The 13,051-nt window shown below is 70.4% G+C and carries 7 protein-coding genes and 1 pseudogene; 3 read left to right on the top strand and 5 right to left on the bottom strand.

Translation table 11 applies throughout. The features are described 5' to 3' along the window. The first annotated feature begins 9 nt into the window (after positions 1 to 9). From FPZ11_RS17065 to FPZ11_RS17055, 3 genes and pseudogenes are all read left to right on the top strand, one after another. Positions 10 to 2,382, top strand: coding sequence for a beta-xylosidase/alpha-l-arabinosidase (locus tag FPZ11_RS17065; RefSeq protein WP_146322245.1), 2,373 nt, complete (start codon positions 10 to 12; stop codon positions 2,380 to 2,382). A gap of 187 nt (positions 2,383 to 2,569) precedes the next feature. Further along, positions 2,570 to 3,760, top strand: a complete 1,191-nt coding sequence (xylA, locus tag FPZ11_RS17060; protein WP_146322244.1) for a xylose isomerase — start codon at positions 2,570 to 2,572, stop codon at positions 3,758 to 3,760. A gap of 106 nt (positions 3,761 to 3,866) precedes the next feature. Further along, positions 3,867 to 5,397: pseudogene (locus FPZ11_RS17055) on the top strand (FGGY family carbohydrate kinase). 69 nt (positions 5,398 to 5,466) lie between these two features. On the opposite strand, the gene FPZ11_RS17050 reads toward FPZ11_RS17055, so the two are convergent. From FPZ11_RS17050 to FPZ11_RS17030, 5 genes are all read right to left on the bottom strand, one after another. After that, positions 5,467 to 6,594, bottom strand: coding sequence for a glycerate kinase (locus FPZ11_RS17050; RefSeq protein ID WP_146322243.1), 1,128 nt, complete (start codon positions 6,592 to 6,594; stop codon positions 5,467 to 5,469). Between the two features lie 242 nt (positions 6,595 to 6,836). After that, entirely contained in the window at positions 6,837 to 7,694 is an 858-nt protein-coding gene (locus tag FPZ11_RS17045) for a sugar phosphate isomerase/epimerase family protein (RefSeq protein ID WP_146322242.1), read from the bottom strand. Continuing rightward, on the bottom strand, positions 7,691 to 8,983 hold the full coding sequence (locus FPZ11_RS17040; protein WP_146322241.1) for a dihydrodipicolinate synthase family protein: 1,293 nt from the start codon (positions 8,981 to 8,983) through the stop codon (positions 7,691 to 7,693). Before FPZ11_RS17040 ends, FPZ11_RS17045 begins: the two co-directional genes overlap by 4 nt. Beyond that, complete coding sequence (locus tag FPZ11_RS17035) at positions 8,980 to 10,164, bottom strand: Gfo/Idh/MocA family protein (protein ID WP_146322965.1); 1,185 nt, start codon at positions 10,162 to 10,164, stop codon at positions 8,980 to 8,982. The genes FPZ11_RS17040 and FPZ11_RS17035 overlap by 4 nt, the downstream gene beginning before the upstream one ends. Before the next feature lie 340 nt (positions 10,165 to 10,504). Next, positions 10,505 to 12,898 carry an ATP-binding cassette domain-containing protein gene (locus tag FPZ11_RS17030; protein ID WP_146322240.1) on the bottom strand — a complete coding sequence of 798 codons (2,394 nt, stop codon included), beginning with the start codon at positions 12,896 to 12,898 and terminating at the stop codon, positions 10,505 to 10,507. Positions 12,899 to 13,051: the final 153 nt, after the last annotated feature.

The raw sequence follows: 13,051 nt of genomic DNA, 5'->3' as shown, positions 1-13,051 counted from the left end.
AAGGACACCATGGCATCCAACGGCCCGCGCTGGCAGAACACGTCGTTGCCCGCGCACGAGCGCGTCGAGGCGCTGATCGCGGAGATGACGCTGCGCGAGAAAGTGGCGCAGCTGTACGGCGTGTGGGTGGCGTCGTCGCCCGTCGGCGACGACGTCGCACCGTTCCAGCACGACATGAACGAGGATGCCGTCGAGCTCGACGAACTGCTCCCCCACGGCCTCGGCCAGCTGACCAGATCGTTCGGGTCGGCGCCGGTGGATGCCGCGGTGGGCGTGGTCTCGCTCGCCCGCAGCCAGCGGCGCATCATGGCCGCGAACCGCTTCGGCATCCCCGCGATCGCGCACGAGGAGTGCCTGGCCGGCTTCACCGCGTGGGGCGCCACGGCCTACCCCGTGCCGCTGTCGTGGGGCGCCACGTTCGACCCGGCACTCATCGAGCGGGTGGCACAGCGGATCGGCGCAGGCATGCGCGCGGTCGGCGTGCACCAGGGCCTCGCGCCTGTGCTCGACGTGACGCGGGACCCGCGCTGGGGCCGCACCGAGGAGACCATCGGCGAAGACCCGTACCTCGTCGGTACCATCGCCACCGCGTACGTGCGCGGCCTCGAGTCGACGGGCATCGTCGCCACGCTCAAGCACTTCATCGGGTATTCCGCCTCGAAGGCCGCCCGCAACCTGGCGCCCGTGTCGATGGGACGCCGCGAGTTCAACGACGTGATGGTTCCGCCCTTCGAGCTGGCGGTGCGCGACGGCGGCGTGCGCAGTGTGATGCACGCCTACACCGACGTCGACGGCGTGCCGTCGGCGGGCGACGAGACGCTGCTGACCGGACTGCTCCGCGACACCTGGGGCTTCACCGGCACGGTCGTGGCCGACTACTTCGGCATCGCTTTTCTCAAGACGCTGCACGGCGTCGCGGGCACCTGGGAGGAGGCGGCTGCCGCCGCCCTCAAGGCGGGCGTCGACGTCGAGCTGCCCACGGTGAAGGCCTATGGCGACCCGTTGGTGGCCGCCGTCGAGTCGGGCGAGCTCGCCGAGTCGTTCGTCGACCGCGCCCTGCGTCGGGTGCTGCTGCAGAAGGCGGAGTTCGGCATGCTCGACGCCGGCTGGTCGCCGCTGCCCGACGGCTGGACCGACGCCGATCTCGACGACATCGAGGCGGTGCGCGGACGCGTGCGGCTCGACACCGACGACGACAGAGCCCTCGCCAGGGAGGTCGCCGAGCGGGCTGTCGTGCTGGTGCGCAACGACGGGACGCTTCCTCTGACGCCCGACGCGGGCATCCGCATCGCCGTCATCGGCCCGCTCGCCGACGACCAGTTCGCCATGCTGGGCTGCTACTCGTTCCCGAGCCACGTCGGCACCCTGCACCCCGAGGTGCCGATCGGAATCGAGCTGCCGACGGTGCTCGAGAGCCTGCGCGCCGAGTTCGCGAACGCGAGGTTCACCGTCGAGAAGGGCGTGAGCGTCGACGGCAAGGGCGACGGCACGGCCGAGGCGGATGCCGCCGGCATCGAACGCGCGATGGCCGCCGCCGAAGACGCCGACCTCGTCATCGCCGTGCTCGGCGACCATGCAGGGCTCTTCGGTCGCGGCACCTCCGGCGAGGGCTGCGACGCCGCGAGCATGCGACTGCCCGGACGGCAGCAGGACCTGCTGGATGCGCTCATCGCCTCCGGCACGCCGGTCGTCGCGACGCTCGTCGAGGGCCGCCCGTACTCCCTCGGCACGGCCGCCGACGAGGCCGCCGCGATCGTGACCGCGTTCTTCCCCGGTGAGGAGGGCGGTCCGGCGATCGCGGGCGTGCTGAGCGGAAGGGTGAACCCGAGCGGGCGGCTGCCCGTGAGCATCCCCGCCATCGAGGGCGGCCAGCCAGGCACCTACCTCGCGGCGCCGCTCGGCGGACCCACCGGTGTCTCCAACATCGACCCGACCGCGAAGTTCCCGTTCGGACACGGGCTCTCGTACACGACGTTCGAGTGGTCGGATGCCGCGGTCGACGCCGCGCAGACTCCCACCTCGGGAGCGGTCACGGTCTCGCTCACGGTCACGAACATCGGCGAGCGCGACGGCATCGAGAACGTGCAGCTGTACCTGCACGACCCTGTGGCCTCCGTCGTGCGGCCGGTGAACCGGCTGATCGGGTACGCGAGCGTTCCGCTGGAGGCCGGCACGAGCGCGCGGGTGTCGTTCCGCGTGAGCGCCGACCTGGCCGCCTTCACCGGGCGGGACTTCACACGGATCGTGGAGCCCGGCGAGCTCGAGCTGCGGCTCGGGGCATCCAGCGGCGACCTGCGGTTCGCACTGCCCGTCACGCTGACCGGGCCGGTGCGACACGTCGATCACACGCGCACGCTGCACGCGCCGGTGACGGTGGCGTAGCACCCTCACTCCCCCTCGAACTCACGAGTCGCCGAACGATTCAGGTGCAGAACGGGCCGGCAACGGCGCAGGAGCCAGAACGAGAGAGCGCTCACCGGATGGCCGCGGCGCCTCGACTCAGACCACCAGGTCTGATATGTTTTACATCACAACAAATACTCTTCTTTCGATGTTGAAGGACTTTCCCATGGCACTCACGCCCACGCGCGACGACAAGTTCTCGTTCGGTCTCTGGACCATCGGCTACAACGGCACCGACCCGTTCGGCGGCCCGACCCGTGCCCCGCTCGACGTCGTGCACGCGGTCGAGAAGCTCGCCGAACTCGGCGCATACGGCCTCACCTTCCACGACGACGACCTCTTCCCCTTCGGCTCCACCGATGCCGAGCGCGAGAAGCAGATCGACCGTCTGAAGGGCGCGCTCGCCGACACCGGCCTCATCGTGCCGATGGTCACCACGAACACGTTCTCCGCACCCGTCTTCAAGGACGGCGGCGTCACCTCCAACGACCGTCAGGTGCGCCGGTACACGATCCGCAAGATCCTGCGCCAGCTCGAGCTGGGCGTGGAGCTCGGCGCGAAGACGTTCGTGATGTGGGGCGGACGCGAGGGCGCGGAGTACGACTCGGCCAAGAACATCCAGGCGGCGCTCGCCCGCTACAAGGAGGCGGTGGACTTCCTCGGCGACTACGTGCTGTCGCAGGGCTGGGACATCCGCTTCGCCATCGAGCCGAAGCCGAACGAGCCGCGCGGCGACATCCTGCTGCCGACGCTCGGCCACGCCATCGCGTTCATCGACTCGCTCGAGCACCCCGAGCTCGTCGGTCTCAACCCCGAGGTCGGACACGAGACCATGGCCGGCCTCAACTTCACCTCGGGCGTCGCCCAGGCGCTTTACCACGGCAAGCTGTTCCACATCGACCTGAACGGCCAGCGCTCCATCAAGTACGACCAGGACCTCGCCTTCGGTCACGGCGATCTGCACAACGCGTTCGCCCTCGTCGACCTGCTCGAGCACGGCGGGGCGAACGGCGGACCGGCCTACGACGGTCCCCGCCACTTCGACTACAAGCCGAGCCGCACCGAGGACGAGTCGGGCGTGTGGGACTCCGCCAGGGCCAACATGGAGACCTACCTGCTGCTCAAGGAGCGCGCCGACGCCTTCCGCGCCGACCCCGAGGTGCAGGAGGCCCTCGAGGCCGCGAAGGTGTTCGAGCTCGAGCAGAACACCCTGAACGACGGCGAGACGATCGAGTCGATCAAGGCCGACCGCAGTGCGTGGGAGGACTTCGACACCGACGCCTACCTGAACGGCAAGGGCTTCGGCTTCGTGCGCCTGCAGCAGCTGGCCACCGAGCACCTGCTCGGCGCCCGCTGAGGCGCTGCAAGACCCCACGACTAGTGTCCGTTCCGGACACGTGCAACCGCCCGGACGGGCGCACGTGTCCGGAACGGGTACATGTTCACGAATGGGAAGGCAAACCATGACACTCGTCGCGGGCGTCGACTCGTCGACGCAGAGCTGCAAGGTCGTGATCCGCGACCTCGAGAGCGGGGCGCTGGTGCGCTCGGGCCGAGCGGGGCATCCTGACGGCACCGAGGTCGACCCGGCAGCGTGGTGGGCGGCGCTCGGTGCGGCGATCGACGATGCCGGCGGCCTCGACGACGTCGCGGCGATCGCCATCGGCGGCCAGCAGCACGGCATGGTGGTGCTGGATGCCGATGGCCGGGTCATCCGCGACGCCCTGCTCTGGAACGACACCCGCAGCGCCGACGCAGCCGCTGCACTGACCGACGAGGTGGGGTCGGCCGAATACGCGCGGCGCGCGGGATCGGTGCCTGTGGCATCCTTCACCGCCACGAAGCTGCGCTGGCTGCTGGATGCCGAGCCCGAGAACGCGGCCAGGGTCGCCGCTGTCGCTCTGCCGCACGACTGGCTCACGTGGCGGCTGCTCGGCTACGGACCGGAGGGCGAGTCCCCGCTCGGCCCGCAGCTCGACGCTCTGGTCACCGATCGCTCGGACGCGTCGGGCACCGCATACTGGTCGCCTGCCGACGAGGATTACGACCTCGGGCTGTTCGAGCTCGCGCTCGGACGCCAGGGTCGCGAGGCGCTCGGGGTGCCGGCCGATGAGGCGGAGCGCGCCGAGGCCGCGGCCGGCGCCGTCGTGCTGCCGCGCGTGCTCGGACCGACCGAGCCCGCCGGCGTCACGGTCGAGCAGCGCATTCCAGCCTCGAGCAGTTCGATCACGGTGCGCGCCGGCCTCATCGTCGGACCCGGCGCAGGAGACAACGCGGGGGCGGCGCTCGGTCTCGGCGCGGCATCCGGTGACGTGATCGTGTCGCTCGGCACGAGCGGCACGGTGTTCGCCGTGACCGACGAGTCGGTTCCCGACGCCACGGGCGCCGTCGCCGGGTTCGCGGATGCCTCCGGCCGCTTCCTCCCGCTCGTCGCCACTCTGAACGCCGCGCGCGTGCTCGGCACGATGGCAGACCTGCTCGACGTCGACTTCGACGACCTCGCGGAGCTCGCCCTTCGGGCGCCCGCCGGAGCCGAGGGCGTCGTGCTCGTGCCCTACTTCGAGGGCGAGCGCACGCCGAACCTGCCGACGGCGAAGGCGAGCCTGCACGGGCTCTCGATCGCTTCCAGCCGCAGGGGAGAATCTCGCACGAGCTGCCGTTGAGGGCATGCTCGGCGGGCTTGCGGCCGGCCTCGACGCCGTGCGTGCGGTAGGCGTGCGCGAGCAGCGGCTGCTGCTCGTGGGCGGCGCCGCGCTCAACCCCGCCGTGCAGGCCGTGGCGGCGCAGGTGTTCGATGCGCCGGTGGTGGTGCCCGCGCCGGGCGAGTACGTCGCGAACGGGGCCGCGGTGCAGGCCGCCTGGGTGTTGACGGGCGTTCGGCCCGAGTGGCCGCTCGACGTCGTGGCGCGGCCCGAGCCGGATTTCAGGCCGGTGATCCGGGAGCAGTACGCGCGGTACGCGGCAACCGTGGCGGATAACCCGTCGGGCGCCTGAGCGCCAGCGGGCGAGCGAGCGTCAGCGGCGCGCAGAGTCGTCACCGGACTCGCTACTGGCACATTCGCGTCACTCGGGGCCGTGTCCCTCTCGCACGGCGAGTGCCTCACCCGCTGCGCGGAGCCAGCGCGGGGCATCCGCCAGCGCTGCTCCCGCTGAACCTGCCAGGTCGGTGAGCGCGAAGGCAGAGACGAATCCGTGGGGCTCGGCCGCCAGTGAGCCCGCCACGAGCGCGATCGGCGCGTGGGCCGCGCGAGCATGCTCTGCGACGATCGCGGGCGCCTTTCCGCCGTCGGTCTGGGCGTCGAATCGTCCCTCACCGGTGATCACGAGGTCCGCGTCGGCGAGCGCCGCGTCGAGTCCGATGGCATCGGCGATCGCGGAGGCGCCGGAGACCAACCGGGCACCCCACGCCATCAGGCCGAAGCCCGTGCCTCCGGCCGCGCCGGCACCGGGGGCGGCCGGGTCGGCCGCTACTCCTGCCGCGGACAGCACACGCGACCAGCTCGCGAGGGCGGCCTCGAGGTCGGCGCGCTGTGCGGCATCCGCTCCCTTCTGCTCGCCGAAGACGTCGGCTGCACCGGATGCCCCGAGCAGCGGGTTGGTCACGTCGCTGAGCACGAGCGCCCCGCCTTCGGGCAGCGACCGGAGTCTCGACACGTCGATCGTCGCCACCTCGGGCAGCGAGCCGCCGCCGAGCAGCACGGAGAGCCCCTCGGCGTCGAGCAGGCGGGCGCCGAGCGCGACGAGCACACCGCCGCCGCCGTCGGTGGACGCGCTGCCGCCGATGCCGAGAAGCAGCCGGGACACCCCGTGGTCGATGGCAGCGGCGATCGCCTGACCGAAGCCGAGCGTGTGCGCGTTCATCGCGTCGAGACGCGCCATGAGCGGCAGCCCGCTCGTCTCGGCGAGCTCCACGACCCCGGTGCCGCCTGGCAGCTCTGGGGTCGGCGGAAGCAGCACCCAGGATGCCTGCACCACGCGCCCGTCGGGACCGGTCACCCGCACGGGCATCCGGTTCGCCCCCGGCACGGCGAGCAGGAACGCGTCGAGCGTGCCCTCTCCCCCGTCGGCCATCGGCAGTTCGACGAGCTCGTCGTCGGGACGCACTTCGCGCCAGCCGGCGGCGAGGGCCTCGCACACCCGCACGGCGGAGGCGGAGCCTTTGAACGAGTCGGGGGCGATCACGATGCGCATGGGTCTACTCTCTCGTGTCTGGTCTACTCTTTCGTGTCGTCGGTGCAGACGGCCATCCGTTCAGAACTCAGGATCGGCGCGTCGAGAGACCACGATCGACCGCGCAGGCCGGTGACTCCTGGGCGCCTGCGGTGTGTTCGTCCTGAGTTCTGAACGGCTCGGGCGGGCAGGATGCGGGCGCGGCCTCCCGGACGCCGCACGGTGGAGGCCGGCCGCAGGAGACGCCGCGGGGGTCCGGCCGGCTACAGGTGGGGCGCCACGACGCTGGTGAAGGCCGCGGAGACCGCGGCGGCGACGTCGTCGTGGGGGCGGGCCCAGACATCCTCGTTGAAGATCTCGCACTCGATGTCGCCCGTGTAGCCGGCGGCCTCGACGGCTCGGGTGATCGGCCCGAAGTCGATGTGTCCGTCACCCGGAATGCCGCGACCGAGCAGCACATCGGCCGGCAGCGGGGTGAGCCAGTCGCACACCTGGTAGCTCGCGATCCGGCCGAGGCTGCCGGCGCGAGCGATCTGGGCGAGCACGTCCGGATCCCACCACACGTGATACGTGTCGACGACGACGCCGACCGACGGGCCGGCGTCGACCGCGAGGTCGATGGCCTGCCCGAGCGTGGACACGACGCAGCGGTCGGCAGCGAACATGGGGTGCAGCGCCTCGACAGCGAGCGTCACCCCAGCGGATGCCGCGTACGGCTCCAAGTCGCCGAGTGCGTCGCGCACCCGCTCGCGCGCGCCGATGAGGTCGCGGTCGCCTCCGGGAAGCGCACCGGAGACGAGCACGAGCACCGCGGCCGATCCCGGCGCCCCTGCAGCGGCGAGCGCCGCGGTCTCGTCGATGGCGCGGCGGTTGTCGTCGAGCGAGGCGACCCTTTCGGGGCCGTCGGGCGCCGTGAAGAATCCCGCACGGCAGTGGCTGGAGACGCGCAGGCCGGAGTCCGCGATGAGACGGGTGGCGGCATCCAGCCCGATCTCGGCGACGGGTTCGCGCCAGGTGCCGATCGCCTGGATGCCCGCGCTCTTCGTCGCGACGATCGCCTCGGCGAGGGAGGCGTACTTCACGGTCGCCTGGTTGAGCGAGAACCTCGGGTGCGCGGTCATGCGGTGCGCTCCGTCGTGCCGGTTTCGAGACGCTCGCCTTCGGCGTGCTCCGGAGCCGGTGGTGATGCGGGCGGGGCCGTCGGCTCGACGATGCCGTTGAGCGCTAGCAGCCCGTTCCAGCGTGCGGCGGCCAGCTCGGGACGTTCGAGAGCGGCAGAGGCGTTCGCGAGCCGCACGATCTCGGAGAGATGCGGCAGGCTGCGTGCCGAGTGCAGGCCGCCCACCATCGTGAACGACTCCTGGTGCCCGTTCAGCCAGCTGAGGAAGGCCACGCCGGTCTTGTAGTAGAAGGTCGGCGCGGCGAACACCTGGCGGCTCAGCGCTTCGGTCGGCCGCAGGATGCGCTCGTACGCCTCCGGGTCACCGGCGTCGAGCGCGCGAATGGCGCGCGCTGCCACGGGCGCGATCGCGGCGAACGCGCCGAGGAGGGCATCGGAGTAGTGGCCGCGCGCATCCGAGCGGCCTCCGTCGGGCAGGTCGGCGATCGTGCCGTCGCCGCGGATGAGGTCGACGTAGTTGAAGTCGTCACCGGTGTACATGGATGCCGTGTGCGGGAGCCGCGCGCGCACGGCGATCTCGGCGTCGGCATCCAGCAGGCTCATTTTCACGCCGCTCACCGTGTCGGCGTTCTCCTCGATGATGCGCAGCAGGGTGTCGGTCGCCGTGTTCAGGTCGCCGTCCCGGCCGCCGAAGTAGCCCGCGAGCACCGGATCGAAGGCCTCGCCGAGCCAGTGCAGGATGACAGGGGTGGTCGCCTTGCCCAGCACGGCGTTGTACACGCGCTCGTAGTCGGCGGGCGACTCCGCGACGCGCGCGAGGTGTCGGGAAGCCATCAGCACGACGCCGGCGCCGGCATCCTCGGTGAAGTGCAGCTGCTCGAGGTAAGCGTCGATCACGGCGTCGATCGAGATGACCTCGTCGTCGATGTGGTCGGTGTTGACGCCCACGACGAGCGCGCCGCCGACAGATTCAGCCTCCTTCGCGCTGCGCGAGATGAGCTCGCGCGTCGCAGCGGCATCCAGGCCCATGTTGCGCTGGGCGGTGTCCATGGCATCGGCCACGCCGAGGCCCTGCGACCACACGTGGTGCCGGAAGGCGAGAGTGGCATCCCAGTCGAGGTCGGCGGGGGCGCCGGGCACGTTGTCGGCGTAGGGCTTCGGGATGACGTGGGCCGCCGCATACGCGACCCTCGACTTCAACGGCGTCGCCGGAGTGAGCATCGGCTCGTGCTCGACCAGGAGTTCGGTGCGCACCCGGCCGTCGGGCGCCAGCAGCAGCAGATCGGTCATCGCGCGCCGCCGTCGACGGTGCCGGCGAGTTCGCGCAGGTTCTCGGCCGTGACCTCGGGGATGTCCACGCGGGCTCCGGTGCGCGAGCTCTCGAGCCCCTTCTCCGCCATCAGCACGCCGCGGGCGCCGGAGAGCAGGTCGTACGGGAACGGCGCGTCTTCGGCGACGTGGCGGATGAACTCCTCCCACTGCACCTTGAATCCGTTCTCGAATCCCTCGGCGCCGTTCAGGTCGAGGGGCGGCACCTCGTGCCAGTCGGCCGCGTAGTCGTGGCCGTCGGGGATGTCCGGGTTCCACGTCGGACGCGGAGTGGCGTTGCGCGGCTGGATCTTGCAGCCGAACAGCCCGACCACCGCGCTTCCGTGCGTGCCGTCCACCTGGAACTCGACCAGTTCGTCGCGGTTCACGCGCGTGGTCCAGCTCGAGTTGAGCTGCGCGGTGATGCCTCCAGCGAGGTCGAACACGGCGTACGCGGCGTCATCCGCCGTGGCCTTGTAGGTGCGACCCTGTTCGTCGACGCGCTCCGGGATCTCGGTGACGGCCCTGGCGTACACCGACTCCACGCGGCCGAACAGGTACTCGAGCACGTAGTTCCAGTGCGGGAACATGTCCACGATGATGCCGCCGCCGTCTTCGGTGCGGTAGTTCCAGCTGGGGCGCTGGGCGGGCATCCAGTCGCCCTCGAACACCCAGTAGCCGAACTCGCCGCGCACCGAAAGGATGCGGCCGAAGAACCCGGAGTCGATGAGGCGGCGCAGCTTGCGCAGGCCGGGCAGGTAGAGCTTGTCGTGCACGACGCCGTTCTTGATGCCGGCCTCGTCGGCGAGGCGGGCGAGCTCCAGCGCCTCCTCGAACGTCTCTGCCGTTGGCTTCTCGGTGTAGATGGCCTTGCCTGCGGCGATCGCCTTGCGCAGAGCGGATGCCCGCGCCTTCGTCACGAGGAAGTCCGAGTAGATCTGCCACCGGTCATCCGCCAGCGCCGCATCGAGATCGGTGGTGTAGTGCTCCAGCCCGTGGCGCCGCGCGAGCTCGGCGAGCTTCGCCTCGTTGCGGCCGACGAGCAGGGGCTCGACCTGCACACGGCGACCGTCGGACAGCTCGACGCCGCCCTGCTCGCGAATCGCGAGGATCGAGCGCACGAGGTGCTGCCGGTAGCCCATGCGCCCGGAGACGCCGTTCATGATGATGCCGATGGTCGACTCTGACACTGGGGTTCTCTTTCGTGGGAGTGCGGTGATGGGGAAGCCGTCGACGCTTCCGCCGTGACCTGACGACGTCGCGTCTTGTGAGGCGGGAAAGCGCTTACCAGCACGATAACAGGGGATGCCGACAATGTCACCTGTGCGCCGTTATCTGCGGGCCGTCATCTGCGCGCCTCGGCCGTGCACCACCGCCCATGCCACTCCACCGGTTCAGTTTTCAGGCTGTGGCGGGCAGCCGAGGCCGAAGAGCCGTGTCTTGCCGCCTGTCGTCCTGAATACCGCACAGCGTCGGCGCGAATACGACACTACGTCGGCGCGCTCAGGCGCCGACGTAGTCGGCGAGGTGCTCGCCGGTGAGCGTCGAGCGCGCCGCGACGAGGTCGGCGGGCGTGCCTTCGAAGACGACGCGGCCGCCGTCGTGGCCGGCGCCCGGTCCGAGGTCGATGATCCAGTCGGCGTGGGCCATCACCGCCTGGTGATGCTCCACCACGATGACGGACTTGCCCGCGTCGACGAGCCGATCCAGCAGGGCCAGCAGCTGCTGGACGTCCGCCAGGTGCAGTCCGGCCGTCGGCTCGTCGAGCACGAGCACGCCGCCCTTCTCCCCCATGTGCGTCGCCAGCTTGAGCCTCTGCCGCTCGCCGCCGGAGAGCGTCGTGAGCGGCTGCCCGATGGTGAGGTAGCCGAGGCCGACGTCGACGAAGCGTTCGAGGATGCTCGCCGCAGCCGGGGTGCGCGCGGCGCCGTCGGCGAAGAAGGCCAGGGCATCCCGCGCCGACATCGCCAGCACCTCGCTGATGTCCTTGCCCCCGGAGACCTCGCCGTCGTCGCCCGTCTCGCCGCCGAGCGTGTATTCCAGCACGGCCGCGCTGAAGCGCTTGCCGTCGCACTCGTCGCAGACGGTGGCGGTTCCGGCGATGATGCCCAGGTCGGGGTAGATCACGCCGGCACCGTTGCACACCGGGCAGGCGCCCTCCGAGTTGGAGCTGAACAGCGCCGGCTTCACGCCGTTCGCCTTCGCGAACGCCTTGCGAATCGGGTCGAGCAGCCCGGTGTACGTCGCCGGGTTGCTGCGCCGCGAGCCGCGGATCGGGGTCTGATCCACCCAGACGACGCCGTCGCGGCGAGCGACCGAGCCGTCGATCAGCGAGCTCTTGCCCGAGCCGGCCACCCCGGTGATCACGGTGAGCACACCGAGCGGGATGTCGACATCCACGTTCCGCAGGTTGTGCTCGTTCGCGCCACGCACTTCGAGGGCACCGGATGCCTGCCGCACGGCATCCTTCAGGCTCGCCCGGTCTTCCAGGTGGCGCCCCGTGATGGTGTCGCTGGCCCGCAGCCCGTCGACCGTGCCCTCGAAGCACACCTCGCCGCCGTCGGCTCCGGCGCCGGGTCCGAGGTCGACGGCGTGGTCACCGATCTCGATCACCTCGGGCTTGTGCTCGACGACGAGGACGGTGTTGCCCTTGTCGCGAAGGCGCTTGAGCAGCGTGTTCATGCGCGCGATGTCGTGCGGATGCAGCCCGACGCTCGGCTCGTCGAACACGTACGTGACGTCGGTGAGCGGCGACCCCAGGTGCCTGATCATCTTGGTGCGCTGCGCCTCGCCTCCCGACAGCGTTCCCGCCGTGCGATCGAGGGAGAGGTATCCGAGACCGATCTCGACGAACGAGTCGAGCAGGTCGCCGAGCGACGCGACCAGCGGCGCAACCCCGGGGTCGTCGATGCCGCGTACCCACGACGCGAGGTCGGTGATCTGCATGGCACAGGAATCCGCGATGCTGACGCCGTCGATCTTTGACGACCTGGCGCCCGCATTGAGCCTGGTCCCGCCGCACTCTGGGCACGTGGTGAACGTGATGGCCCTGTCGACGAAGGCGCGGATGTGCGGCTGCATCGCCTCGCGGTCCTTGGCGAGGAACGACTGCTCGATGCGCGGGATCAGCCCCATGTACCAGACGTTGATGCCGTTCGCCTTGGTGCGCACGGGCTCTCGGTAGAGCAGGTCGTTCAGCTCTCGCTTGGTGTATTTCGCGATGGGCTTGTCGGCGTCGAGGTAGCCCGACTCGGCGTAGATGCGCACGTACCAGCTGCCCGGCGTGTGGTTCGGCACGAGCAGGGCGCCCTCGTTCAGCGACTTGCTCTCGTCGTAGAGCTGGGTCAGGTCGAAGTCCTGGACGGTGCCGCGGCCCTCGCAGCGCGGGCATTGACCGCCGACGACCGTGAACTCGCGGCGCTCCTTGACCTCGCGACCGGCTTTCTGGAACGTGACGGCCCCTGCGCCACTCACCGACGCCACGTTGAACGAGTACGCCTTCGGCGACCCCAGGTTCGGGTCGCCGAGACGGCTGAAGAGGATGCGCAACATCGCGTTGGCATCCGTCGCGGTGCCCACCGTGGAGCGCGGGTCAGACCCCATGCGCTCCTGATCCACTGCGATGGCCGTGGTGAGCCCGTCGAGCACGTCGACGTCGGGCCGCGACGTGGACGGCATGAACCCCTGCACGAACGCGCTGTACGTCTCGTTGATCAGCCGCTGGGACTCCGCCGCGATCGTGCCGAACACCAGCGAACTCTTGCCCGAGCCCGAGACACCGGTGAAGACGGTCAGCTTGCGCTTGGGGATCTCGACGTCGATGTTCTTGAGGTTGTGCTCGCGAGCGCCGTGCACTCGGATCGTGTCGTGTGCACCGGTGGAACCGCTCGCATCCATTGCTCCAGGCTATGCGCGCCCGGGCCACCCCGCTTCGGTTCCGCTGTCCCGTTGTGTCGCCTCACGACGCACGAGCGACACGAACGGACAGCGGAACCGAGAGTGCGAGGTGGTGGAGACTGCGACGGTCCCGTTCGACTGTCCCGTTGTGTC

This window comes from Humibacter ginsenosidimutans, assembly GCF_007859675.1.
Lineage (GTDB): Bacteria > Actinomycetota > Actinomycetes > Actinomycetales > Microbacteriaceae > Humibacter > Humibacter ginsenosidimutans.
Note: the sequence above shows the minus strand (reverse complement) of the source record. Positions and strands in the feature narration are given on the sequence as shown.

Coding starts and splice junctions, on each gene's coding strand:
- FPZ11_RS17065 (WP_146322245.1), top strand. CDS start 10: ATGGCATCCAACGGCCCGCGCTGGCAGAACACGTCGTTGCCCGCGCAC.
- xylA (WP_146322244.1), top strand. CDS start 2,570: ATGGCACTCACGCCCACGCGCGACGACAAGTTCTCGTTCGGTCTCTGG.
- FPZ11_RS17050 (WP_146322243.1), bottom strand. CDS start 6,594: ATGCGCATCGTGATCGCCCCCGACTCGTTCAAAGGCTCCGCCTCCGCC.
- FPZ11_RS17045 (WP_146322242.1), bottom strand. CDS start 7,694: ATGACCGCGCACCCGAGGTTCTCGCTCAACCAGGCGACCGTGAAGTAC.
- FPZ11_RS17040 (WP_146322241.1), bottom strand. CDS start 8,983: ATGACCGATCTGCTGCTGCTGGCGCCCGACGGCCGGGTGCGCACCGAA.
- FPZ11_RS17035 (WP_146322965.1), bottom strand. CDS start 10,164: ATGAACGGCGTCTCCGGGCGCATGGGCTACCGGCAGCACCTCGTGCGC.
- FPZ11_RS17030 (WP_146322240.1), bottom strand. CDS start 12,898: ATGGATGCGAGCGGTTCCACCGGTGCACACGACACGATCCGAGTGCAC.